Source organism: Pseudomonas sp. 203-8, assembly GCF_020708595.1.
GTDB classification, from domain to species: domain Bacteria; phylum Pseudomonadota; class Gammaproteobacteria; order Pseudomonadales; family Pseudomonadaceae; genus Pseudomonas; species Pseudomonas aeruginosa.
Window position 1 is genome coordinate 69247 of record NZ_JAJFDF010000009.1, and the last position, 23766, is coordinate 93012.

At 68.1% G+C, this 23766-nt stretch carries 17 protein-coding genes; 4 read left to right on the top strand and 13 right to left on the bottom strand.

Features of this window, described 5'->3' with window-relative positions; all coding sequences use genetic code 11:
• Window positions 1-21: 21 nt before the first annotated feature.
• Genes opmB through muxA form a run of 4 tightly spaced genes read right to left on the bottom strand, consistent with a single transcriptional unit; the run spans window position 22 to window position 9030 of the window.
• Window positions 22-1518, bottom strand: a complete 1497-nt coding sequence (gene opmB, locus LJF27_RS21200) for a multidrug efflux RND transporter outer membrane subunit OpmB (RefSeq protein WP_003116859.1) — start codon at window positions 1516-1518, stop codon at window positions 22-24.
• Complete coding sequence (muxC, locus tag LJF27_RS21205; RefSeq protein ID WP_003089914.1) at window positions 1515-4625, bottom strand: multidrug efflux RND transporter permease subunit MuxC; 3111 nt, start codon at window positions 4623-4625, stop codon at window positions 1515-1517. The genes opmB and muxC overlap by 4 nt, the downstream gene beginning before the upstream one ends.
• Entirely contained in the window at window positions 4622-7753 is a 3132-nt protein-coding gene (muxB, locus tag LJF27_RS21210) for a multidrug efflux RND transporter permease subunit MuxB (protein ID WP_003089920.1), read from the bottom strand. Before muxB ends, muxC begins: the two co-directional genes overlap by 4 nt.
• Window positions 7750-9030 (bottom strand): multidrug efflux RND transporter periplasmic adaptor subunit MuxA, encoded by a 1281-nt coding sequence (gene muxA, locus LJF27_RS21215; protein WP_003111498.1) that lies wholly within the window; start codon window positions 9028-9030, stop codon window positions 7750-7752. Before muxA ends, muxB begins: the two co-directional genes overlap by 4 nt.
• A gap of 256 nt (window positions 9031-9286) precedes the next feature.
• On the opposite strand from muxA, the gene LJF27_RS21220 reads away from it, so the two are divergent.
• The 3 genes from LJF27_RS21220 to LJF27_RS21230 all read left to right on the top strand — a co-directional run bounded on the left by LJF27_RS21220 (window position 9287) and on the right by LJF27_RS21230 (window position 13366).
• Window positions 9287-10720 carry a TldD/PmbA family protein gene (locus tag LJF27_RS21220; protein ID WP_003116857.1) on the top strand — a complete coding sequence of 478 codons (1434 nt, stop codon included), beginning with the start codon at window positions 9287-9289 and terminating at the stop codon, window positions 10718-10720.
• Complete coding sequence (locus LJF27_RS21225; protein ID WP_023116908.1) at window positions 10720-12045, top strand: TldD/PmbA family protein; 1326 nt, start codon at window positions 10720-10722, stop codon at window positions 12043-12045. The genes LJF27_RS21220 and LJF27_RS21225 overlap by 1 nt, the downstream gene beginning before the upstream one ends.
• Window positions 12046-12241: 196 nt before the next feature.
• Window positions 12242-13366 carry a pyridoxal phosphate-dependent aminotransferase gene (locus tag LJF27_RS21230; protein WP_003113323.1) on the top strand — a complete coding sequence of 375 codons (1125 nt, stop codon included), beginning with the start codon at window positions 12242-12244 and terminating at the stop codon, window positions 13364-13366.
• A 149-nt stretch (window positions 13367-13515) separates the two neighbouring features.
• Here the strand turns inward: LJF27_RS21230 and tpx are convergent, their stop codons facing one another.
• From tpx to LJF27_RS21245, 3 genes are all read right to left on the bottom strand, one after another.
• Window positions 13516-14013, bottom strand: coding sequence for a thiol peroxidase (gene tpx / locus LJF27_RS21235; protein ID WP_003089950.1), 498 nt, complete (start codon window positions 14011-14013; stop codon window positions 13516-13518).
• Between the two features lie 134 nt (window positions 14014-14147).
• Entirely contained in the window at window positions 14148-15497 is a 1350-nt protein-coding gene (locus LJF27_RS21240) for an alanine/glycine:cation symporter family protein (protein WP_003113324.1), read from the bottom strand.
• A 155-nt stretch (window positions 15498-15652) separates the two neighbouring features.
• Window positions 15653-16564, bottom strand: coding sequence for a LysR family transcriptional regulator (locus LJF27_RS21245; protein ID WP_003116855.1), 912 nt, complete (start codon window positions 16562-16564; stop codon window positions 15653-15655).
• 118 nt (window positions 16565-16682) lie between these two features.
• On the opposite strand from LJF27_RS21245, the gene LJF27_RS21250 reads away from it, so the two are divergent.
• The gene (locus LJF27_RS21250) at window positions 16683-17678 is read left to right on the top strand and encodes an aldo/keto reductase (protein ID WP_003113326.1); all 996 of its coding nucleotides are present in this window, start codon (window positions 16683-16685) and stop codon (window positions 17676-17678) included.
• Window positions 17679-17908: 230 nt separating this feature from the next.
• On the opposite strand, the gene LJF27_RS21255 is transcribed toward LJF27_RS21250, so the two are convergent.
• From LJF27_RS21255 to LJF27_RS21280, 6 genes are all read right to left on the bottom strand, one after another.
• A complete protein-coding gene (locus tag LJF27_RS21255; RefSeq protein WP_003089962.1) occupies window positions 17909-18844 on the bottom strand; it encodes a phosphatidate cytidylyltransferase in 936 nt (311 codons plus the stop codon).
• Window position 18845: 1 nt separating this feature from the next.
• Entirely contained in the window at window positions 18846-19475 is a 630-nt protein-coding gene (locus LJF27_RS21260) for a lysophospholipid acyltransferase family protein (RefSeq protein ID WP_003113327.1), read from the bottom strand.
• 11 nt (window positions 19476-19486) lie between these two features.
• Entirely contained in the window at window positions 19487-19939 is a 453-nt protein-coding gene (locus LJF27_RS21265; RefSeq protein WP_003116854.1) for a hypothetical protein, read from the bottom strand.
• The gene (locus tag LJF27_RS21270) at window positions 19932-21281 is read right to left on the bottom strand and encodes a phosphatase PAP2/dual specificity phosphatase family protein (protein ID WP_003116853.1); all 1350 of its coding nucleotides are present in this window, start codon (window positions 21279-21281) and stop codon (window positions 19932-19934) included. The genes LJF27_RS21265 and LJF27_RS21270 overlap by 8 nt, the downstream gene beginning before the upstream one ends.
• On the bottom strand, window positions 21281-23041 hold the full coding sequence (locus LJF27_RS21275; RefSeq protein WP_004349997.1) for a bifunctional alpha/beta hydrolase/class I SAM-dependent methyltransferase: 1761 nt from the start codon (window positions 23039-23041) through the stop codon (window positions 21281-21283). The genes LJF27_RS21270 and LJF27_RS21275 overlap by 1 nt, the downstream gene beginning before the upstream one ends.
• An 89-nt stretch (window positions 23042-23130) precedes the next feature.
• On the bottom strand, window positions 23131-23766 hold the full coding sequence (locus LJF27_RS21280; protein WP_012614089.1) for a CDP-alcohol phosphatidyltransferase family protein: 636 nt from the start codon (window positions 23764-23766) through the stop codon (window positions 23131-23133).

A 23766-nucleotide genomic window follows, 5' to 3' on the forward strand; every position in this document is an offset into this window, starting at 1 on the left:
GGAACAGGCAGCGAGAAGAACTCAGGGCGAAGGCGGCAGGCCCTCCTCGACCCGGCCGAGCCGCTCGTCGGTCCGCTCGATATCGGCGCTGTCCCAGCCGCCGCCCATTGCCGCGATCAACTGGACGCTGGCGGTCAGGCGGCTGCCGAGCAGGGTCAGCACGGTGCGTTCGTTGCTCAGCGCGGTGGCCTGGTTGGTGACCACGTCGGTGTAGTCGACGGTGCCGGCCTTGTACTGGTTCTCGGCCAGGCGCAGTGCCTCGCGGGCCGACTCCAGGGCTTCGCGCTGCACCCCGCTCTCCTCGTCGAGGACGCTCAATTGCACCAGGTAGTCCTCCACCTCGCGGAAACCGTCGAGCACGGTCTGCCGGTAGGTCGCCACGGTCTGGTCGTAGGTCGCCTCGGCCTGGTCCACCTGGGAGCCGATCAGGCCGCCGTCGAACAGGGTCATGGCGAACTGCGGGCCGATCGACCAGAAGCGGTTCGGCGTGCTGATCCAGTTGCTCAGGCTGCCGCTGCGGTAGCCGCCGGCGGCGCTCAGGGTGAGGTCGGGGAAATAGGCGGCCTTGGCCACGCCGATCTGGGCATTGGCGGAAATCACCTTGCGTTCCGCCGAGGCGATGTCCGGCCGTCGTTCGAGCAATTGCGACGGCACCACTGCCGGCAGGTCCGGCAGCTTCGGCACGCTCGCCACCGGCGGCAGGTTGAATTGCGCCGGCGGCAGGCCGACCAGCACGGCGATGGCGTGCTCCAGCTGGGCACGCTGGTACTTCAGGTCGATGGCCTGGGCCTGGGTGCTTTTCAGCTGGGTGCGGGCCTGGGCCACGTCGGCCCTGGTGACGATGCCGGCGCGGTATTTGTTCTCGGCCACCTTCAGCGAACGCTCGTAGGCCGTCACCGTGTCGTTGAGCAGGCGGATCTGTTCGTCCATCACCCGCAGTTGCAGGTAGTTCTGCGCCAGTTGCGACTGCTGGCTGAGGCGCACCGCGGCGAGGTCGGCGGCGCTGGCATGCAGGCTCGCCTGGTTGGCCTCCAGTTGCCGGCGCAGCTTGCCCCAGAGGTCGACCTCCCAGCTGACACTGAGGTTGGTCGAGTAGCTGGTGCTGATCGCGCCAGAGCCGCCGCTGCTCACCGTCGAGCCTCCCGGCAGCAACACGGTGCTATCGCCGCCGCCCTGGCCGCTGCGGGTCTTGCCCGCGTTGCCGGTGATCGACGGGAAGAACGCCGCCCGCGCGCCGCGCACCAGCGCCTCGGCCTGGCGGAACTGCGCCACCGACTGGGCCAGGGTCTGGTTGGAACGTTCCAGGTGCATCTGCAGGTCGTTCAGGGTCTGGTCGCCGTACAGCTCCCACCAGGCGCCGCGCTGGAACACGTCGCGCGGCTCGGCGCGGCGCCAGCCTTCGGCTTCCTTGAATTCGGCGGGCACCGCCAGGTCCGGTCGCTGGTAGTCGGGGCCGATGGCGCAGCCGCCGAGGGCGGCGACCAGGGCCAGGGCAAGCAACGAGGGGGTGTGTTTCATAGGGGTGTCTCCAGCGCACCGTCCGTGCGTACGCCGCGTTTCTGGTTGACCCAGTGGCGCAGGCGGTCGAGATAGAGGTAGACCACCGGGGTGGTGTACAGGGTCAGCAACTGGCTGCCGATCAGCCCGCCGACGATGGTGATGCCCAGCGGCCGGCGCAGCGCGGCGTCGCCGCCGATGCCGAAGATCAGCGGCAAGGCGCCGAGCAAGGCGGCCAGGGTGGTCATCATGATCGGCCGGAAGCGCATCATGCAGGCCTCGAGGATCGCCTCGCGCGGGCTCAGGCCGTGGTTGCGCTCGGCCTCCAGGGCGAAGTCGATCATCATGATCGCGTTCTTCTTGACGATGCCGATCAGCAGGATGATGCCGATCAGCGCGATCAGGCTCAGCTCACTGCGGCAGAGGATCAGCGCGAGCAGCGCGCCGACCCCGGCCGAAGGCAGGGTCGAGAGGATGGTCAGCGGGTGCACGTAGCTCTCGTAGAGGATGCCGAGGACGATGTACACCGCCAGCAGCGCCAGGAGGATCAGCCAGGGCATCTGGTTCTGCGTGTCCTGCACCGCGCCGGCGTTGCCCTCGAAGCTGGTCTGCACGTCCACCGGGATGTGCAGCGGCTCCAGGGCCTGCATGATGGCCTCGCGGGTCGGGCCGATCTGCGCGCCCGGCGCCAGGTTGAAGGACAGCGTGGTGGCGGCGAACTGGCCCTGGTGGTTGACCTCCAGCGGTGCCCGGCTCGGTTCGTAGTGGCTGAACGCGGACAGCGGCACGCGCTGGCCGTCGTTGCCGATCACCTGGACCTGGCGGAGGATCTCCGGGCTCTGCTGGTACTGCTGGTCGACCTCCATCACCACCCGATACTGGTTCAGCGGGTTGAAGATGGTCGACACCTGGCGCTGGCCGAAGGAGTCGTTGAGCACCGCGTCGACCATTTCCACGTTGATCCCCAGGGTCGCCGCGCGGTCGCGGTCGATCACCAGGCGGGTCTGCACGCCCTTGTCCTGGGAGTCGCTGTTGACGTCCACCAGCTGCGGCAGCTTGCGCATCGCCGCCTCGACCTTCGGCGCCCATTCGCGGAGCAGGGTCAGGTCGTCGCTGCGCAGGGTGAATTCGTACTGCGCGTTGCTGTCGCGGCCGCCCAGGCGCACGTCCTGGCCGGCGTTGAGATAGAGCGCCGCGCCGGGCACCTTGGCGATCCGCTCGCGCAGCCGGGTGAGGACCTTCTCCACCGGGTCGCGTTCGCCGATCGGCTTGAGGGTGACGAAGAACGAACCGGTGTTGCTCGACTGCCAGCGGCCGCCGCCGATGAAGCCGACCACGTTTTCCACCGCCGGATCGGAAGAGAGGATCTTGCGGTACTCGCCCATCTTCGCGCTCAGGGACTGGAACGAGATGCTCTGGTCGGCCACCGCGTAGCCGCGCAGGCGCCCGGAGTCCTGCTGCGGGAGGAAGCCCTTGGGCACCACCACGAACAACCAGAGGTTCATGGCGATGCAGGCCAGCATGATCACCACCATCAGCCGCGAGTGCTCCAGCGCCCAGCCCAGGCTGGCGCGGTAGCGCAGCATGAAGGCGGCGAAGAAGCGATCGCTGCGCCGCGCCAGGGAAGCGCCTTCGGGCCGTTTCAGCGGACGCAGCAGACGCGCGCAGAGCATCGGCGTGAGGGTCAGGGATACCACCAGGGACACCAGGATCGCCGCCGAGAGAGTCACCGCGAACTCGCGGAACAACCGCCCGGTGAGGCCGCCCATGAGCAGCAGCGGGATGAACACCGCGACCAGCGAGAGCGTCATCGACAGCACGGTGAAACCGACCTGGCGGGCACCGGTGATCGCCGCCTGGATCGGCGGATCGCCCTCCTCGATGCGTCGGGCGATGTTCTCCACCACCACGATGGCGTCGTCCACCACGAAGCCGGTGGCGATGATCAGCGCCATCAGCGACAGGTTGTTCAGGCTGAAGTCGCACAGGTACATGACCGCGAAGGTGCCGATCAGCGAGACCGGCACCGCCAGGCTGGGGATCAGCGTGGCGCGGCCGTTGCGCAGGAACAGGAAGACCACCAGGATCACCAGCGCCACCGAGATCAGCAGGGTCAGCTCGGCCTCTTCCAGCGACGCACGGATCGACGGGCTGCGATCGTCCATCACGTTCAGCTTGACCTGCGGCCCGAGCAGTTCCTGCAACACCGGCAGTTGCGCGTGGATGGCGTCGGTGGCCTCGATGATGTTGGCGCCGGGCTGGCGGGTGACGATCAGCAGCACCGCCGGCAGATCGTCGGAAAAGCCGGCGTTGCGCACGTCCTCCACCGAGTCGCTGACCTTGGCCACGTCGCCGAGGCGCACCGCGGCGCCGTTGTCGGCGTTGTAGTGGATCACCAGCGGCTCGTACTCGCGGGCCTTGCGCAACTGGTCGTTGGCGTCCACCTGCCAGTGCTTGTCGTCCTTCTCGACGGCGCCCTTGGGGCCGTTGCTGTTGGCCGCGGCGATGGCCGTGCGCACGCTGTCCAGGGACAGCCCGTACTGGCTCATGGCATCCGGGTTGAGGTCGACCCGCACCGCCGGCAGCGAGCTGCCGCCGATGCTCACCTGCCCTACCCCCTGCACCTGCGACAGCTTGGGCGCCAGCACGGTCGAGGCGAGGTCGTACATCTCGCCGCGACTCTGGGTCTCCGAGGTCAGGGTGAGGACCATGATCGGCATGTCCGAGGGGTTGGCCTTGCGGTAGCTGGGATTGTTCGGCATACCGCTGGGCAGCAGGCTCATCGCGCCGTTGATCGCCGCCTGCACCTCGCGGGCGGCGCCGTCGATGTCCTTCTCCAGGTCGAACACGAGCACCACGGTGGTCGAGCCCAGCGAACTGCTGGAGGTCATCTCGCTGATCCCGGCGATCCGTCCCAGCGAGCGCTCCAGCGGCGTGGCCACCGACGAGGCCATGGTTTCCGGGCTGGCGCCCGGCAGGCTGGCGCTGACCACGATGGCCGGAAAATCGACGTTGGGCAGCGGCGCCACCGGCAGCAGGCCGAACGACAGGGTGCCGGCCAGCAGCAACGCCAGGGTCAGCAGCGTGGTGGCGACCGGGCGGCGGATGAAGGGCGTGGACAGACTCATCGCCCGGCGTCCCCGTCGAACCCGGCCTCGGTGTTCAGGTCCAGCCCGCGCTGCTTGCGCCAGGCCGCCCAGCGACGGGCCAGGCGGTCGAAGTAGAGATAGATCACCGGGGTGGTGAACAGGGTCAGGACCTGGCTCAGCAGCAGGCCACCGACCATGGTGATGCCCAGCGGCTGGCGCAGCTCGGCGCCGGCGCCGCCGGCGAGCATCAGCGGCAGCGCGCCGAGCAGCGCGGCCATGGTGGTCATCAGGATCGGCCGGAAGCGCAGCAGGCAGGCCTGGTAGATCGCCTCATGGGGCGGCTTGCCTTCGTTGCGCTCGGCGTCGAGGGCGAAGTCGATCATCATGATCGCGTTCTTCTTGACGATGCCGATCAGCAGGATGATGCCGATGATCGCCACGATGCCGATCTCCTGCCCCGCCAGCATCAGCGCCAGCAGCGCGCCGACCCCGGCCGAGGGCAGGGTCGAGAGGATGGTCACCGGATGGATGAAGCTCTCGTAGAGGATGCCCAGGACGATGTACATGGTCACCACCGAGGCGAGGATCAGCAGCAGCGTGTTCGACAGCGAGGCCTCGAAGGCCAGCGCCGCGCCGCGGAAGCTGCCCTGCATGCTCAGCGGCAGCTCCAGGCTGGCCTCGACGCCACGGATCGCCTCGACCGCCTCGCCCAGGGAGTAACCCTTGGCCAGGTTGAACGACAGGGTCGCCGAGGGGAACTGGGCGATATGGTTGATCGCCAGCAGGGTATGCCGCTCCTCCACCTTCGCCAGGCTCGACAGGCGCACCTGGGTGCCGTCGCTGGACGGCACGTAGAGCTGCTCCAGGGCCTGCGGGCCGAGCTGGAACTGCGGCGCCACCTCCAGCACCACGCGGTACTGGGTGGCCTGGGTGAAGATGGTCGAGATCAGCCGCTGGCCGAAGGCGTTGTAGAGCACGCTGTCGATGTCGGAGAGCTTCACGCCGAGGCGCGAGGCGGTGTCGCGGTCGATGTTCAGGTAGGCCTGCAAGCCCTTGTCCTGCCAGTCGCTGGCGACGTCGGCGAGCTGCGGCAACTCCTGCAGCCGCGCCACCAGCTTCGGCACCCACTCGGCGAGCACGTCCGGGTCGGCGTCCTGCAAGGTGAACTGGTACTGGGTGCGGGCGACCCGGTCCTCGATGGTCAGGTCCTGCACCGGCTGCATGTACAGCTTGATCCCGGGCAGGTGGTCGAGTTCGGGCTGCAGGCGCTGGATCACTTCGCTGGCGGTGACGTCGCGCTCGCTGTGCGGCTTGAGGTTGATCAGCAGGCGGCCGGTGTTGAGGGTCGGGTTGCTGCCGTCGACGCCGATGTAGGAGGACAGGCTGGCCACCGCCGGGTCCTTCAGCACCACCTCGGCAAGGGCGCGCTGGCGCTCGGACATGGCCTGGAAGGAGATCGACTGCGGCGCTTCGGCGACGCCCTGGATCACCCCGGTGTCCTGCACCGGGAAGAAGCCCTTGGGCATGGCCAGGTAGAGCAGCGCGGTCAGCGCCAGGGTGGCGATGGCCACCAGCAGGGTCAGCGGCTGGTGCCGCAGGACCACCCGCAGGGCCTTGGCGTATTGTGCGATCAGGCCATCGATGACCCGCCCCGCGGCGCGCGCGAAGCGGCCCTGCTGGTCCTCGTCGATGTGGCGCAGCAGCTTGGCGCTGAGCATCGGCGTAAGGGTCAGGGAGACGAAGCCGGAAATCAGGATCGCCACCGCCAGGGTGATGGCGAACTCGCGGAACAGCCGCCCGGCGACGTCGCCCATGAACAGCAGCGGGATCAGCACGGCGATCAGCGAGAAGGTCAGCGAGATGATGGTGAAGCCGATCTGCTTCGAGCCCTTGAGCGCCGCTTCCAGCGGCGAGTCGCCCTGCTCCAGGTAGCGGGCGATGTTCTCCACCATGACGATCGCGTCGTCGACCACGAAGCCGGTGGCGATGGTCAGCGCCATCAGGGTCAGGTTGTTGATCGAGAAGCCGGACAGGTACATCACGCCGAAGGTGCCGATCAGCGACAGCGGCACGGCGAAGCTGGGAATCAGGGTGGCGTAGACGTTGCGCAGGAACAGGAAGGTGACCATCACCACCAGCGCCACCGCCAGCGCCAGCTCGAACTGCACGTCCTTGACCGAGGCGCGGATGGTGGTGGTGCGGTCGGTCAGCACCTGCACGTCGAGATTGCCCGGCAGGGTCGATTGCAGCTGCGGCAGCAGCGCCTTGATCCGGTCGACCACCTCGATCACGTTGGCCCCCGGCTGGCGCTGGATGTTCAGCACCACCGCCGGCAGGTTATTGGCCCAGGCGGCCAGGCGCACGTTCTCGGCGTCGTCCTCGACGCTGGCGACGTCGCGGATGCGCAGCGGCGAGCCGTTCTTGTAGGCGATGATCAGGTCGCGGTAGGCGTCGGCCGAGCGCAACTGGTCGTTGGCGTCCAGGGTCGAGGCACGGGTCGGGCCGTCGAAGCTGCCCTTGGGGCCGTTGAGGTTGTTGCTGGTCACCGTGCTGCGCAGGTCCTCCAGGCTCAGCCCCGCCGCCGCCAGCGCCGTCGGGTTGGCGCGCACCCGAACCGCCGGGCGCTGGCCGCCGCTGATGCTGACCAGGCCGACCCCGGAGATCTGCGAGATCTTCTGTGCCAGGCGGGTATCCACCAGGTCCTGGATCTGCGGCAGCGGCATGCCGTCGGACATCACCGCCAGGGTCAAGATCGGCGCGTCCGCCGGATTCACCTTGCTGAACACCGGCTGGTTCGGCAGGTCGTTGGGCAGCAGGCTCTGCGCGGCGTTGATCGCCGCCTGGACTTCCTGCTCGGCGACATCGAGGTTGCTCTGCAGGCTGAATTGCAGGGTGATCACCGAGGCGCCGCCGGAACTGCTGGAAGACATCTCGTTGAGCCCCGGAATCTGCCCGAGCTGGTTCTCCAGCGGCGCGGTGATCGACGAGGTCATGATCTCCGGGCTGGCGCCGGGGTACAGGGTGACCACCTGGATGGTCGGGTAGTCCACTTCCGGCAACGCCGAGATCGGCAGGAAGCGGTAGGCGATCAGGCCCGAGAGCAGGATCGCCACCATCAGCAGGGTGGTCGCGACCGGCCGCAGGATGAACGGGCGGGAGGGGTTCATTCAGCGCTCCCGCTACCCACCGAGTCGCCCTGGAGGCCGCTGGGGCGGCCAGTCTGCGGTTTCTGCGGCTCGCCCTCGAGGACCTGCGGGGAGGCCTCGGCGACACGCACTTCCATACCGTCGCGCAGGCGGTCGGTGCCTTCCACCACCACCTGCTCGCCGGCCTTCAGGCCGCTTTCCACCACCACCCGCTCGTTCTCGCTGGTGCCGATGGCGACGCTGCGCTGGCTGACCTTGTTGTCGGCGCCGACCACGTACACATAGATACCGTTGGTGCCGCGCTGCACGGCGTTGGCCGGAATGGTCAGCACGCCCTTGAGGGTCTGCGCCAGCAGGCGCACGTTGACGAACTGGTTGGGGAACAGCTTGCCGTCGGCGTTCTCGAAGCGCGCCTTGAGCTTGACCGTGCCGGTGGTGGTGTCGATCTGGTTGTCCAGGGTGGTCAGGGTGCCTTCGGCGAGAACCTTGTCCTGGTTGCGGTCCAGCGCGGTGACCGCCAGCTTGCCGGGGCCGTTCATCTGCTCGACGACGGTGCCGATCTGCTGCTGCGGCAGGCTGAACACCACCGAGATCGGCTTGACCTGGGTGATCACCACCAGCGGCGTGGTATCGCCGCTGGTGACCAGGTTGCCGATGTCCACCTGGCGCAGGCCGAGGCGCCCGGAAATCGGTGCGCGGACCTCGGTGAAGGTCAGGTTGAGGCGGGCGTCGTCGACCTGGCCCTGGTTGGTACGGATGGTGCCCTGCAACTGGCGGACCTGGGCTTCCTGGGTATCCAGGGTCTGCTTGGCGATCGAGTCCTCGGCGTACAGCCCCTTGTAGCGCTGCAGGTCGATCTCGGCGTTCTTCAGTTGCGCCTGGTTCTGCATCAGCGTGCCCTCGGCCTGGGCCAGCGCCGCCTTGTAGGTGCGCGGGTCGACCACCGCCAGCAGGTCGCCGGCCTTGACCTCCTGCCCCTCCTGGAACAGCACCTTGACCAGCTCGCCGTTGACCCGCGGCTTGACGTTCACCGTGTTGAAGGCGGTGACGGTGCCAAGCGCGTTGAAATGCAGCGCCAGGTCGCCCTGCTCCACCCTGGCCACGCCGACGGTGAGCGCGTTGGCCTTGGGCAGCGCGGCGCCCGGCTTGCCGCCGCGACCGGGTCGCCCGTCGGAGGACGGTGCCGAGGCGGGCGCCGCCAGCCACATCACCAGGCCGATCACGGCGGCGAAGGCCAGGGCGGTGATCAGCCACGGGCGCAGGGTACGGAACTTGGATTTACCGGTCGTTGGAGTCATGGTTCTTCTTCAGGCTTAGAACGGAGGCGCTTTTTCCAGGCTGCACGATAAGCATTGCAGGGGCCCAGGCAAAGCCTCTTTACCCGCTATTTACCCTTGCTTTACCGATAGTTAGGCATTCCGCCCGCATGCTTCGGCGAGCTACCCGCAGCCTGGCACCAGGCTATGACAACAAACGGCTTGCTCCGTTACGGACGAAGGCTTGAAATAGAGCGTTCTGCATTCGCCCACTCCGCAATCGGCCAGGGACGCACAGATGATCGACCCGTTGAAACACCGCTTCGCGGCGCTCCGCAGTCGCGCCGAATTCCACTCCTTGCGCTACGTCCAGCGTAGCGGCGAGTACCTCTCGGTGCGCCGCAACGTCAGCGAACCGCCGCACTTCAGCCAGGACCGCGGCGCCATGCTCTGCGTACGGCTGAACGGCGTGGAAGCCTACGCCGCCACCAACGATCTCTCCGCGGCCGGCCTGCAGGCCGCCCTGGAGCAGGCCGAACGGCAAGCCGAGCGGATCGCCCGGCACGCCCTGTTCGACGTCCGCGGATTGCCGCCGGCAAGCGGCCGCTCGCAGTATCGCTCGCCGAACCAGGACGCCCCTTTCCCCTCCCTCGCCGAGTGCTACGAACTGCTCGCCGAGGAATCCGCCAAGGTGCCGCGCGACGAGCGCCTGGTGAACTGGAGCGTATTCCTCGAAGTCAGCCGCCAGGAACAGCTCTACCTGAACAGCGCCGGCGCCGAGCAATACCACGAGCAGCGCTTCGTCTATCCCGGCGCCAGCGTCACCGCCTACGACGGCCATGACAGCCAGACCCGCAGTTTCGGCGGCCACCATGCCGGCCAGCAGGGCGGCGCCGAAGTGATCGAGCGCCTCGGCCTGGTCGGCGCCGCGCCGCGCATCGCCGACCAGGCCCTGCAACTGCTGGCGGCGCCGAACACCCCGAGCGGCCGCTGCGACCTGCTGCTGATGCCGGACCAGATGATCCTGCAGATCCACGAGTCGATCGGCCACCCGCTGGAGCTGGATCGCATCCTCGGCGACGAGCGCAACTACGCCGGTACCAGCTTCATCAAGACCGAGGACTTCGGTCGCTACCAGTACGGCTCCAGCCTGCTCAACGTCAGCTTCGACCCGGAAATCCCCGAGGAGCTGGCCAGCTACCGCCAGGACGACGACGGCAGCCCCGCGCGCAAGGAATACCTGATCCGCGAAGGCCGCCTGCTGCGTCCGCTCGGCGGCGCCCTGTCGCAACACCGCAGCGGCCTGGAGGGCGTCGCCAGCAGCCGCGCCAGCAGTTGGAACCGCGCGCCCATCGACCGCATGGCCAATCTCAACCTGGAGCCCGGCGACAAGAGCTTCGCGCAGCTGGTGGCCGGTATCGAGCGCGGGGTGCTGATGTCCTACAACCGCTCCTGGTCGATCGACGACGCACGCAACAAGTTCCAGTTCGGCTGCGAATGGGGCCAGTTGATCGAGGACGGCGAACTCAAGGGCGTGGTGAAGAACCCCAACTACCGGGGCATCTCCGCGCAGTTCTGGCGCAACCTCAGCGCGGTGGGCGACGCCGGCACCTTCGAGGTGCTCGGCACGCCCTACTGCGGCAAGGGCGAGCCGAACCAGGTGATCCGTGTCGGCCACGCCTCGCCGGCCTGCGTATTCAGCGATGTGGACGTATTCGGGGGAGATACCTGATGCACCAGAGACAGCATTTCGAAGCCCTCGCCGAGGACCTGCGCCGGCATCTGGCCGAGGGCGAGGACTTCACCCTCTGGTACAGCGCCGAGGACTCCGAGTTCATCCGCTTCAACCGGGCGCGGGTGCGCCAGACCGGCCGGGTGCGCCAGGCCAGCGCGCTGCTCCGGCTGATTCGCGACGAACGCCAGGCGAGCCTCGACCTGACGCTCTCCGGCGCGCCGGAAGAAGACCGCCAGCGTCTGGCCGAAGGCCTTCGGCAACTGCGCCAGAGCCTGGCCTGGATTCCCGCCGATCCCTATCTGCTGCTCGACACCTCGGCCTGGCAGCGAGAGAACCAGGACCTCGGCGCAGCGCCCGACAGCGGCGCGCTGCTGGCCAGCCTCGAACGCCGGGCGCGCGACCTCGACCTGGTCGGCATCTATGCCGCCGGACCGCTGTTCCGTGGCTTCGCCAACTCCTGGGGCGCCTTCGGCTGGCATGCCGGCAGCAGCTTCAACTTCGACTGGAGCCTGTTCCATGGCAACGGCCAGGCGGTGAAGGCCGACTACGCCGGCCAGCGCTGGGACGACGAAGCCTTCGCCCGGCGCTTCGAACAGGCCCGGGAGCAGCTCGGCCACCTGGGCAAGCCGCTGCGCCAGTTGCGCCCCGGCGACTATCGCGCCTACCTGGCGCCGGCGGCGCTCGAGGAAGTCATGCAGATGCTCTGCTGGGGCGGTTTCTCCGCGCGCGCCCTGGCTACCGGCGAAAGCCCCCTGCAACGCCTGCAGAACGGCGACGCCCTGCTCAGCCCGCTGCTGAACCTCGCCGAGCGCCCTGCCACCTCGCCCTCCCCGGCATTCAGCGCGGAAGGCTCGCCGCGCGCCGAGGTCGAACTGGTCGGCAACGGCCGCCTGAGCGGACGCCTGGTGAGTTCGCGCAGCGCCCGCGAATACGGCCTGGTAGCCAATGGCGCCGGCGCCAACGAGGCGCCCACGGCGCTGGACATGGCCGGCGGCAGCCTGGAACAGGCGCGTATCCTCGAGGCCCTGGATACCGGCCTGTACATCGGCAACCTGTGGTACCTGAACTACTCGGACATGCCCGCCGCACGCCTGACCGGAATGACCCGCTTCGCCACCTTCTGGGTGGAGAACGGCCAGATCCGGGCGCCGGTCAGCACCATGTGCTTCGACGACAGCCTGTACAGCTTCCTCGGCGCCCATCTGGAAGACCTCAGCCACGAGCGCGAACTGCGCCTGTCCAGCAATACCTACGGCGAACGCCAGACCGACTCGATGCACCTGCCGGGCGCGCTGACCGGGCGCTTCACCCTCACGCTCTGAATCCACACGGCGCTCCCCGGCGGTTCGCCGCCCGGGAGCGCCGCGTGCGCAATCCGAAGAACGACCGCCGATATTCCGGCGCCATTATCACGCCACCATAAACGGACCGACTCCCTCCTCGTTATCCACTCTGGTGACACACGCCCGAGAGGAACCCACCGCACGCATATCCCATTCGGTACACGGAGGTGAAGCTATGCCCGCTTTGAGTCGTCGTTCGTTCGTGACCCTGACCGCCCTGGCCTCCAGCAGCATCCTGCTGAGCCCGCGAGCCTTCGCCGGGAGCGGCGCGACAAGCGCCGCCGGCAAGCCGCAAGAGACCTTCCTGGATTTCAACGAAAGCCCCTACGGCCCCTCCGCCAAGGCCAGGGCCGCCATGCAGCGAGCGGCCGCGCTCTGCGGTCGCTACGACTACGACGCGCAGGACGCCCTGGTCGGCCTGTTCGCCAAGCAGAACGGCATCCCCGCCGAATGCGTGCACGCCTACTGCGGCTCGCGCCAGCCGCTGCAATACGCCGTCGCGGCGTTCACCGGCAAGGAGCGCGGCCTGGTCATCGCCGATCCCTCCTACGACTCCGTGGTTGGCGCCGCCCAGGCCCAGGGGGCGAAGGTCGCTGCCGTGCCGCTGGACGCCGAGGCGGCCCACGACATCGAGCGCATGCTCGCCGCCGCGCAACGCGACGCTGGGCTGATCTATATCTGCAACCCGAACAACCCGACCGGCACCCTCACCCCGCACGAGCGGATCGTCAGGGCGATCGAACGCAAGCCCGAGCGCAGCGTGGTGCTGGTCGACGAGGCGTATATCCATTTTTCCGACGCACCCAGCGTCGTCGGCCTGGCCGTCCAGCGCCAGGATGTGCTGGTCCTGCGTACCTTCTCGAAACTCTACGGGATGGCCGGCGCCCGGCTCGGCCTGGCCATCGGGCATCCGCAGCTGCTGGCGCGGCTGGAGCGCTTCGGCGGCCACAACGTGGTGCCCTCGCCGACCGCCCACGCCGGGCTGGAAAGCCTGCGTGACGACGATCTGGTGCCACGGCGCAAGCAGCAGAACGCAGAGGTCCGCGAGCGCACCATCGCCTGGCTGCGCCAGCAGGGCTTCCGCTGCACCGCCTCGCAGTCCAACTGTTTCATGGTGGATATGCGCCGTCCCGCCGAGCTGGTCATCGCCGAACTGGAGAAACAGCGGGTGCACGTTGGCCGCCCGTGGGCCTCCTGGCCCAACTGGGTCCGCGTGACGGTAGGCAGCGAGGAAGAGATGCAGGCGTTCCGGAGCGCCTTCGCCAGCGTCAGCCGGCGCCACCAGGTCGCCATGCGCTAGCGCTGCGTCTCTGCGACGCAGGGCGGATGACCGCGCCGCGATTATCCGCCCTGCTCATGGCCCGAAGCGAGCAGCCAAGGGATTCGGGTTCGCCCGTTACCAGCCAGCCTGGCTGACAGTCATGGGACGAAGCGGGTTGGCCGTGGGGCTCAGAGAGCCGCCAGGGCCGCCGCGTAGTTCGGCTCGTCGGCGATTTCGCCGACCAGTTCGCTGTGCAGCACCTTGTTCTGCTCGTCGAGCACCACCACGGCGCGCGCGGCCAGGCCGGCCAGCGGGCCGCTGGCGATGGCCACGCCATAGTTCTCGAGGAACTCGCGACCGCGCAGGGTCGACAGGTTGACTACGTTCTCCAGGCCTTCGGCGCCGCAGAAGCGCTTCTGCGCGAACGGCAGGTCGGCGGAGATGCACAGCACCACGGTGTTGGCCAGCTTGCCGGCCTCGACGTTGAACTTGCGCACCGAGGTGGCGCAGGTCGGGGTGTCGACGCTGGGGAAGATGTTCAGCACCTTGCGCTTGCCGGCGAAGTTTTCCAGGGTCACGTCGGCGAGGTCGCCGCCGACCAGGCTGAAGGCCGGAGCCTGGGCGCCTTTCTGCGGGAGCTGGCCATCGACGTTGACCGGGTTGCCCTTGAGAGTCACTTGAGCCATTGCGTTGATCCTTCTAGTCAGTGAGAAGCCGCCGGCCCTGTGGCCGGCGGCGGAAGCATTCGGGGCCGGCGACGATGCTAGCACGCTTTACCCGAGCGAAAACCTCGGGTTTGAGCGTCGCCGTCCCCCGAGGCTCAACTCCTGGCCTTGGCGAAATACTCCCGGGTCAGGCGGAACACCACCGGACTCAGCAGCAGCAAGGCGATCAGGTTGGGAATCGCCATCAGCGCGTTGAGGGTATCCGCCACCAGCCAGGCGAAGTCCAGCTGGGTCATGGCGCCGAACGGAATCGCCAGGGTCCAGACGATCCGGAACGGCAGGATCGCCCGGGTGCCCGCCAGGTACTCCCAGCAGCGCTCGCCGTAGTAGCTCCAGCCGAGGATGGTGGTATAGGCGAACACCACCAGGGCCAGCGACAGGATGTAGTGGCCGACGCCCGGCATCGCCGCCTCGAACGCCGCCGAGGACAGCGCCGCGCCGCTGGCGCCGCTGGTCCAGACGCCCGAGGTGATGATCGCCAGGCCGGTCAGGCTGCAGATGATCAGGGTATCGATGAAGGTGCCGAGCATACCGATCAGGCCCGAACGCACCGCGCTATGGGTCGTGCCGGCGGCCTGGGCGATGCCGGCGGTGCCGAGGCCGGCCTCGTTGGAGAAGATCCCGCGTGCGACGCCGAAACGGATTGCCGCCATCACCGCTGCGCCGGCGAAGCCGCCGGTGGCGGCGATCGGCGTGAAGGCGTGGGTGAAGATCAGTTGGAACGCGCCGGGAATCGCCTCGGCATGGACCACCAGGACGATCACCGAGGCGACGATGTAGCCGACGCACATGAAGGGCACCAGGGCTTCGGCGACCTTGCCGATACGGCGGATGCCACCAAGGATCACCAGCCCGGTGACGAGCATGGTGGCGACCCCGGTGACCCAGTCGGGCACGCCGAAGGAAACCTCCAGGGCATCGGCCATGCTGTTGACCTGGACCATGTTGCCGATACCGAAGCCGGCGAGCCCGCCGAACAGCGCGAAGGCCGCGCCGAGCCAGGCCCAGCGCTTGCCCAGACCGTTCTTGATGGCATACATCGGACCGCCGACGTGTTCGTTGCGCTCATCCTTCTCGCGGTAGTGCACCGCCAGCACCACTTCGGAGAACTTGGTGGCCATTCCCACCAGCGCGGTGCACCACATCCAGAACAGCGCGCCCGGGCCGCCGAGGAAGATCGCCGTGGCCACCCCGGCGATGTTGCCGGTACCGACGGTGGCCGCCAGGCAGGTCATCAGCGCCTGGAACGGGCTGATCTCGCCGCTGCTCTCGTCATCCTTGCTACGCCCCTGCCAGAGCAGGCGAAAGCCGACTCCCAGGCGCACCAGGGGCATGAACTTCAACCCCAGCATCAGGTACAGGCCGGTGCCGAGAATCAGCACCAGCATCAACGGCCCCCAGACCACGCCGTTCAGGTCGACCACCCACTTCTGCAAGCTTTCCATCAGCGATCCTTATTCTTGTTCGAATGAATGCGGCCTGGCGGCAGCGGGCATCCGGAACTCGGACGAACATCCCTGCTCGACAGGCCAAGGCTGCCGATCCTAACGAGGTTCTCTCGGCGAAATCGAGAAAAATCTTCGCCCGGAAAGCCTGCGTCTCATTGCGTCTCGCCGGCCGCCTGGCGACCGAACAGTTCCACCAGCCAGTCGACGAACACCCTCACCCGCGGCGACAACTGGCGCTGCGAGGGATACACGGCATGCAGCGGCAGCGATGGCGGCAACCATTCTCCGAGCACTTGTCGGAGGCTACCGTCGGCCAGGCCGGCGGCGACGTGATAGTGCGGCGCCTGGATCAGCCCGAGCCCGGCCCGGCAGGCGGCGACGTAGGCATCGGCGTTGTTGACGCTGACCCGGCTGCGCATCGGCAACGTGCGCAGACGCCCGTCGACGCTGAACTCGAAGTCGAAGGTACGCCCGCTGGAAGGCGACTGGTAGTTCACCGCGAGGTGCTCGCCGAGCTCGGCGAGCTGCCGCGGATGGCCATGACGCTCCAGGTAGGCGGCGCTGGCGCAGGTCACCTGCGGCAGGTCGGCCAGGTGCCGGCCGACCAGGCTGGAATCGTGCAGCTCGCCGACCCGCAGCACGCAGTCCGCACCCTCGCGCAGCAGGTCGACCAGGCGATCGTTGCTGCTCAACTGCAGCTCCAGTTCCGGGTAGCGCTCGCAGAACTCCGGCAGGAACGGAATCACCCGCATCCGCCCCAGCGCGCCCGGCAGGTCGACCCGCAAGCGCCCGCGCGGGTTGTTCAGGACGCGTGGAAAGCAGCTTTCCGCCTCCTCCAGGTCCGCCAGCAGGCGCACGCAACGCTCGTAGTAGGCCTGCCCGTCGAGGGTCAGGCTGACCTGGCGGGTGGTGCGCTGCAGCAACTGCACGCCAAGGTGCGCCTCCAGTTGCTGGATCGCCTGGGTCACGCTGGCGCGCGGCAGCTCCAGGCTGTCCGCGGCCTTGCCGAAGGCGCCCAGCTCGACGATGCGGGTGAAGGCCTGCATGGCCTGGAAACGATCCATCGGACACCCTCGATTATTTGGAAAATACGAATGGTAAAACCGTAATTATGGGCTTTATCCAGACCAATGCAGAGCGAAGAATGACGACGTTTTCCTTCCCTCCCGCGAGGCTCGACACATGAAAACCCGTCAACTCGGCCACAACGGCCCTTCCGTCTCCGCCATTGGCCTCGGCTGCATGGGCATGACCGACTTCTACACCACCGGCGGCGACCGCCAGGAGGCCATCGCCACCCTGCATCGCGCCGTGGAACTCGGGCTGAACTTCTTCGATACCGCCGACATGTACGGCCCGCACAGTAACGAGGAACTGCTCGGCGAGGCCCTGCGCGGCAAACGCGAGCAGGTGTTCCTGGCCAGCAAGTTCGGCATCGTCCGCGACCCTGCCAATCCCCGGGCGCGCGGCGTCGACGGCAGCCCGGCGTACATCCGCCGCGCCATCGAAGGCAGCCTGAAGCGCCTCGGTACCGACCGCCTGGACCTGTACTATCAGCACCGCATGGACCCGCAGGTACCCATCGAGGACAGCGTCGGCGCCCTCGCCGACCTGGTGAAGGCCGGCAAGATCCGCCACATCGGTCTCAGCGAAGCCTCGGCGGAAACCCTCGAGCGTGCCCACCGGGTGCACCCGATCAGCGCGTTGCAGAGCGAGTACTCGCTGTGGACCCGCGATCCGGAGGACACCGGGGTGCTCGCCGCCTGCCGTCGCCTGGGCATCGCCTTCGTCCCCTACAGCCCGCTGGGCCGAGGTTTCCTTACCGGCACCCTGAAGCGCCCGGAAGACTTCGCCGCCGACGACTACCGTCGTTTCAGCCCGCGCTTCCAGGGCGAGAACTTCGCGAAGAACCTGAAGCTGGTGGACAAGGTCGGCGAACTGGCCGCAGCCAAGGGCGTGAAACCCTCGCAACTGGCGCTGGCCTGGGTGCTGGCGCAGGGCGATGACCTGATCCCGATTCCCGGCACCAAGCAGCGGCGCTACCTGGAGGAGAACGTCGCCGCGACGGAATTGCGCCTGAGCGCGGCGGAACTGGCCGAGCTGGATGCGATCTTCCCCGCCGAGGCGGTCGCCGGCAGTCGCTATAGCGAGGAAGGCATGCGCCTGGTCAATCTCTGAGACAGTGAAGCTGCGGTCACGTCCCCGTATGCCGGAGCCTGGTTGTAGGGCGAATCACCGCTTGCGGTTATCCGCCGCTTATCCGGGGTTTCGGCGGATACCGCCTGTGACGGTATCCGCCCTACGGGTCTCTATCGCTCGCAATTTCCTGGCTGCCTACACGGCGGGAAAACGACGACGGGGCGGCCGCCATCGGCAACCGCCCCGCTCCCCTCGGCGCCAGGCGAACCTCAGGGCGTCCACCAGTAGCGCACCACGTGGAAGAAGATCGGCGCGGCGAAGCACACCGAGTCCAGGCGGTCGAGCATGCCACCGTGGCCTTCGATCATGTGCCCCCAGTCCTTGACCCCACGGTCGCGCTTGATCGCCGACATCACCAGGCCGCCGAAGAAGCCCAGCAGGTTGATCAGCAGCGCGATCAACGCCGCCTGCCAGAGGTTGAACGGGGTGATCCACCACAGCGAGGCGCCGATGGCGGTGGCCAGGGCGATGCCGCCGACGAAGCCTTCGACGGTCTTCGACGGCGACAGGTTGGGAGCGATCTTGCGCTTGCCGAACAGCTTGCCGCAGATGTACTGCATCACGTCGGAGAGCTGCACGACGATCACCAGGTAGGCGATCAGCAGCAGGTTGCGCCCCTCGAAGCCGGGGATGTCGAGGGTCAGCAGCGCCGGCACGAAGGAGATACAGAACACCGCCAGCATCAGGCCCCACTGCACTTTCGAGGCGCGCTCGAGGAAGTGCTTGGTGTCGCCGCCCAGCGAGGCGAGGATCGGCAACAGCAGGAACACGTACACCGGGATGAAGATCGAGAACATGCTGTACCAGTCGATGTAGATCAGCAGGTACTGCATCGGCAGCACGAAGTAGAACGCCGCCACCAGCGCCGGGTAGTCGCTGCGCCGGGTCGGGGTGAGGGTGATGAACTCGCGCAGGGCGTAGAACGACACGCCATAGAACAGCAGGATCACCGCCGCCTGGCCAAGCCAGAAGGCGAAACCGATCACCAGGACCATCGCCCACCAGGCGTTGATCCGCGCGTTCAGGTTGTCGATCACCGCGTTCGGGCCGGGACCGGCGCGCCACTTGAGGACGAAGCCGACCAGCGAGGCGAGCAGCAGCAGCGCGCCGATCCCGCCGAAGAGCATCCAGGTCTGTTCGTTCATCTCAGGCCTCCTCTTCCGGCGCCAGGTCCAGCAGGGCCATGCGCGCTCGTTCGAGGAACGCCTCCTTGCCTTCTTCCGCCGTGGCGACCAGCGGCTTGCCGAAGCTCAGGGTGCAGAGCAGCGGCAACGGCAGCATGCGGCCCTTGGGCATGACCCGGTTGAGGTTGGCCAGCCAGACCGGCACCAGCTCGACGTCCGGGTGGGCCAGGGACAGGTGGTAGATACCGCTCTTGAATGGCAACAGCTTGACCTCATCGTCCAGGTTGCGGGTGCCCTCGGGGAAGATGATCAGCGAATCGCCGCCGTCCAGGGCGCGGTCGAGGGGTTCGAGCGGATTGGCATTGGCCTCGCTGCGCTGGCGGTCGACCAGCACGCCGTTGAACACCTTGTTGATCACGTAGCTGCGCAGGCCGGCCTTGTTCCAGTAGTCGGCGCCCGCCACCGGCCGGGTACGCCGCCGCACCTCCGGCGGCAGCGAGGCCCAGAGCAGGACGAAGTCGCCATGGCTGCTGTGGTTGGCGTAATAGATGCGTTGCTTGGGGATCGGCGTGGTGCCCAGCCAGAGGCTGCGCAAGCCGGTGATGGCGCGGGCGCCGGCGATGATGCCATAGGCGACGACTGATTCGAGCATGGGAAGACTCTTCAGGTTTGAGCGTTGAATAGAGGGATCGACAACAGGCACGACAAGGCCAGCAGGAACTGGGCGCCACAGGCCAGCGCCTGCCAGCGTAGCAGGCGCAGGGCGCCGTGGCTGCGCTGGTGCCAGGTGCGCCCTGCGGCGTCCGCTCGGGCCAGGCCGAGATCGGCCAGGGCCCGGTCCAGGTCTTGGGTCTGCGCTTCCAGCCTGTCGCCGACGTGGCTGAAACGTTCGAACAGTTCGGCGTCCAGGGCCACTCGCAGCGCCCAGTACTTCTGCCACAGGCCGAGCAGGGCGATCGCCAGCATCGCCGCAGCGAAATAGCGCCAGCCGATGCCCTGCACGGCCTGGTACAGGCCCAGCCCGATGGCCAGCAGGGTCAGTGCGGCGGACAGCCGGTCAAGCTCGCGGCCACGGCGCAGCAGGGCCGCCACCAGGGCCAGGGTTTGCTCAGGCATGGCGCACCTCGCCCAGTTCCGCCGATGGCTCCGGCACGCTCCCGCTCAGCGCCGCGAGGGTCCGCCGCTGGGCCTCGCCCAGCAGCACTTGCGGTCGCGCCCGACGTAACACCGCCACGGCCGACTCGACGTCCGCCGCGCGGCCGCTGAGCAGCAGCCAGGCGGCGACCAGCGTGGCGCTGCGCGAATAGCCCAGGGCACAGGCCACCAGCAGCGGCCCTTGCGCCAGCAGTTCGTCGATCAGCACCGCGGCGCGCCGGCAGTCCTCGACGTCCGGCGCGACCAGGTCGAGCAACGGCAGGCTGCGATAGGCCAGCCCCTGCGGCTCGCAGGAAAGTTCGGCGGTAGCGTCGAGCAATGCGCGGAAGCGGCCGTCGGCCAGTTCCGCGGACGACGGCAGGCGCCCCAACCAGAGGCCCGGCAGCACCTCGTCCGGCTGCGGCCGGCGACGGGTCCAGAGCCAGGCGTTGATCCGCGCGGCAAGCAGATATGGCGCCAGCAGCCAGCGCGCGGCGGCGCTCAGGCGGCCAGTGCTGCCCTTCTGGAAGCCGGCGGCGCCGAACAGCAGGTAGTTCAGCGCCACCAGCGCCAGCGCCAGCGCCGGCCAGCACAGCCACAACGCCGCACCGCCGACGGCAAAGGCGACGGCGGCGCAGGCCAGCGCGCCGAGGCCGTAGCGAGCGGCCAGCCGCCGCCGTTGCCGGTCGCGGCTCAGACTGGCGCGGGCGAACGGCGCGGGCTGCGCCTGCGGCCACAGCCAGACGCACAGCCAACCGGCCAGCGCGCCGGTGGGCACGTCGATGAAATGGTGCTGCCAGGTGGTCAGCACCGACAGCCCGATCAGCGCGAACCAGCCATGCAGCAGCCAGCGCCAGGCGCCGCTGGCGTAGCGCGCGTAGCAGACCCAGAGCACTACCAGCAGGGCGATGTGCAGCGACGGTGCCTGGTTGTACGGTTTGTCGAACCCCATCAGCACGTCGAACAGCCAGCCGAACACGCCGCCCAGTTCCGGCCGTTCGAAGGTGAAGCGCAGGGGGAACAGCAGGAAGCAGGTCACCGACAGCACCTGGGCGCTGAGCAGGCGCAGGCAGTGGGTGTCCAGCTCGCGCTTGTCCCGCGGCAACAACAGCGACAGGCCGTAGAGCAGGTCGATCGACCAGTACGGCAGGATGGTCCAGGGCCACAGCGGCATCCCGCGTTCCCAGTCGAAGACCAGGCTGCCGACGTCGCCGCGCTGGCTGGTCAACCAGTTGGCCAGGCCATAGCTGGCGAAGAAGAACGGGCCGAGGAACAGCAGCCAGAGCACCGCCCGCTTCAGTACCCCCGGCTCGCGCGGCGCCATCAGCGGGCGACCTTCTGCGCCAGCGATACGCTGAAGATGCCCCACTGGTCGACCCGCTGGGTGATCTTGCGGAAGCCGGCGGCGGCCACCAGTTGGTCCATTTCCGCCTGGGTCCGGCGCCGCATCACCCAGGCCTGGCCCTGGCGGTGGCTGGTCAGCGCGCGGGCGATCAGTTCCAGCTGCGGGTGCCAGGGCTGTCCGGTGTAGACCAGGTAGCCGCCCTCCTCCAGCGCCTCGCCGAGGCCGGCGAGGGAGTCGCCGACCATGCGGTTGTCGGCGAACAGCTCGTAGAGCCCGGAAACCACCCCGAGGCTCGGCTTCGGTTGCAGCGCCGCCAGGTCGGCGCGATCGAAGGCATCGCCCTTGACGAAGCGGGCGATGCCGGCGAGGCCCTTGCTTTCGATCAGGGCGCTGCCGTCACGCACGTTGATCTCGCTGTAGTCGCGCAGGAGGATGCTTTCCGGCAGCGGCTCGACGCCTTGCAGGGCTTCGAGGATGTAGCGGCCGTGGCCGGCGGCGATGTCGACGATGCGCACCTCGCGCTGCTCCTCGCGCAACCGCTGCATGGCCAGGCGCAGCAGCTCCTCGGCGTGCAGCTTGCGCTGGCGGATGCCGCGCCAGCCGATGGAGTCCAGGTAGTTGCGGTCGATCAGGCGACCCAGCGGGCCGCTGCCGCTGGGCTGGTTGCGGTAGACATAGTCGAGGGTGCTGCCGGAATCGAAGCCGGTGTCGAAGCCCAGCTTGACCCCGTCCGACCACAGGCTGCCCAGGCGCAGCCCGGCACGGGTGGCGCGCCAGTAGAGATCGCGCGGCGAGTTCTTCGGCAACGGCGCGGCCAGCGCCTCGGCCTCGGCGCAGGTATGGCCCAGACGGTCGGCATCGAGCAGGCTCGGTCGTTCAGGTGCCGTGGCGAATGCCTCGAGGAGGAAGCGCCGGGCACGGCCGACGGCCAGGTGACGATCGCGCTCGCCAAGGGTGTCGTGGAAGAAGCCGGGCAGGATGTGCTTTTCCTTGCGCAGGCTGCCGAGACGCTCGAAGAAGCGCTCCTGCGGCGCACGATGGACGACGAAGTCGGCCCCGGAAATCAGCAGTTGGGTGGGAATCTGGATCGCCTGTGCGTCCGCTACCACCCGCTCGGCAGCTTCGTAGAGGCCGAGCAGGACGTTCACCGAGATCGCCTTGGCGATCAGCGGGTCGCTGTCGTAGGAGGCGATCCGCTGCGGGTCGTGACTGAGGAAGCGTGCCTTGACATAGCTGTTGACGAAGAAATTGCCGCGCCACAGGCGCATCAGTTTCAGCCCGCTGCGGGCGAACGGCACGTAGAGCTTGACCTGGAACGCCGGCGAAGCCAGCACCAGTGCGCGCACCTTCGGCGCGTAGTCGTGGGCCCAGGTGGAAACCAGCACCGCGCCGACGCTCTGCGCCACTACCGCCATCCGCTCTTCGGCGATACCGTGGACGGCCTGGATATGGTCGACGAAGGTCTGTACGTCGCGCACGCTGGTGGCAAAGCTCGGGCTGTCGCCGCGGGCGCCTGGCGAGAGGCCGTGGCCACGGGCGTCCCAGGCGAAGAAGTCGTGTTCCGGCAGGTCGAGTTCGTCGACCAGGTGGGCGATCCGCCCGGAGTGCTCATGGCCGCGGTGGAACAGCAGCACCGCCTGGCGCGTGCCGTCCGGCGCCGGGCGGCTGGCCGGCCAGTGGCGGTAGAAGAGCTCTACCCCGTCGTGGGTGGTGAAACGCAATTCCTGTACGTCGCGCATGTGATGTCCCTATGTCGTTGCCCCGGCCGGGATCCCGGCGGGGTTGCTTCCTGCGGGCGCCCACCTCCATGGCGTTCGCCCGTTCCCTCTCAGGCCTGGCCGTCGCTGCCCCGTCGACTCGCGGACAGCTCGGCCAGGCCCTGGCGCACGCGGTTGCCGATGGTCAGCAACAGCAGGGCCGCGATCAGCAACATCAGCCAGTCGATCCAGGCCAGCGGCAACAGGCCGCTGGCCACCCCGGCGCCGATCACGCCGAAACACAGCGCCCGGTCGCTTTTGCCCATCGGGCCGTCGTAGCGGCGCGAAGCGCCGACCATGGTGCCCAGCGCGCCGGCATATTCGCTGATCACCGCCAGCAGCACCACCAGCACCACCCACAGCGGGTTGACTCCCGGCAACAGGGCGAACGGCAGGTACAGGCCGCTGTCGGCGATCACGTCGGTGAGTTCGTTGAGGTAGGCGCCCAGGTCGGATTTCTGGCCGAACTCGCGGGCGAGCATGCCGTCCACCGCGTTCAGCGCCATGCGCAGGAACATCCACAGCGGAACGAGGGCGAACAGCCAGAGATGGCTGGCGAAACCGGCGACCAGCGCGCCGACCAGCAGCGACAGCAGGCAGGCCGCCAGGGTCACCTGGTTGGCAGTGATGCCGCGCTGGTAGAGGCGCTGCACGCCGGGACGAAGAAGATTCTGAAAGCGCGGTTTGAGTTGATAGACGGAAATCAT

Coding starts and splice junctions, on each gene's coding strand:
- muxA (WP_003111498.1), bottom strand. CDS start 9,030: ATGACTCCAACGACCGGTAAATCCAAGTTCCGTACCCTGCGCCCGTGG.
- muxC (WP_003089914.1), bottom strand. CDS start 4,625: ATGAGTCTGTCCACGCCCTTCATCCGCCGCCCGGTCGCCACCACGCTG.
- LJF27_RS21220 (WP_003116857.1), top strand. CDS start 9,287: ATGATCGACCCGTTGAAACACCGCTTCGCGGCGCTCCGCAGTCGCGCC.
- muxB (WP_003089920.1), bottom strand. CDS start 7,753: ATGAACCCCTCCCGCCCGTTCATCCTGCGGCCGGTCGCGACCACCCTG.
- opmB (WP_003116859.1), bottom strand. CDS start 1,518: ATGAAACACACCCCCTCGTTGCTTGCCCTGGCCCTGGTCGCCGCCCTC.
- LJF27_RS21270 (WP_003116853.1), bottom strand. CDS start 21,281: ATGGCGCCGCGCGAGCCGGGGGTACTGAAGCGGGCGGTGCTCTGGCTG.
- tpx (WP_003089950.1), bottom strand. CDS start 14,013: ATGGCTCAAGTGACTCTCAAGGGCAACCCGGTCAACGTCGATGGCCAG.
- LJF27_RS21280 (WP_012614089.1), bottom strand. CDS start 23,766: ATGATTTCCGTCTATCAACTCAAACCGCGCTTTCAGAATCTTCTTCGT.
- LJF27_RS21255 (WP_003089962.1), bottom strand. CDS start 18,844: ATGAACGAACAGACCTGGATGCTCTTCGGCGGGATCGGCGCGCTGCTG.
- LJF27_RS21225 (WP_023116908.1), top strand. CDS start 10,720: ATGCACCAGAGACAGCATTTCGAAGCCCTCGCCGAGGACCTGCGCCGG.
- LJF27_RS21250 (WP_003113326.1), top strand. CDS start 16,683: ATGAAAACCCGTCAACTCGGCCACAACGGCCCTTCCGTCTCCGCCATT.
- LJF27_RS21265 (WP_003116854.1), bottom strand. CDS start 19,939: ATGCCTGAGCAAACCCTGGCCCTGGTGGCGGCCCTGCTGCGCCGTGGC.
- LJF27_RS21245 (WP_003116855.1), bottom strand. CDS start 16,564: ATGGATCGTTTCCAGGCCATGCAGGCCTTCACCCGCATCGTCGAGCTG.
- LJF27_RS21240 (WP_003113324.1), bottom strand. CDS start 15,497: ATGGAAAGCTTGCAGAAGTGGGTGGTCGACCTGAACGGCGTGGTCTGG.
- LJF27_RS21230 (WP_003113323.1), top strand. CDS start 12,242: ATGCCCGCTTTGAGTCGTCGTTCGTTCGTGACCCTGACCGCCCTGGCC.
- LJF27_RS21275 (WP_004349997.1), bottom strand. CDS start 23,041: ATGCGCGACGTACAGGAATTGCGTTTCACCACCCACGACGGGGTAGAG.
- LJF27_RS21260 (WP_003113327.1), bottom strand. CDS start 19,475: ATGCTCGAATCAGTCGTCGCCTATGGCATCATCGCCGGCGCCCGCGCC.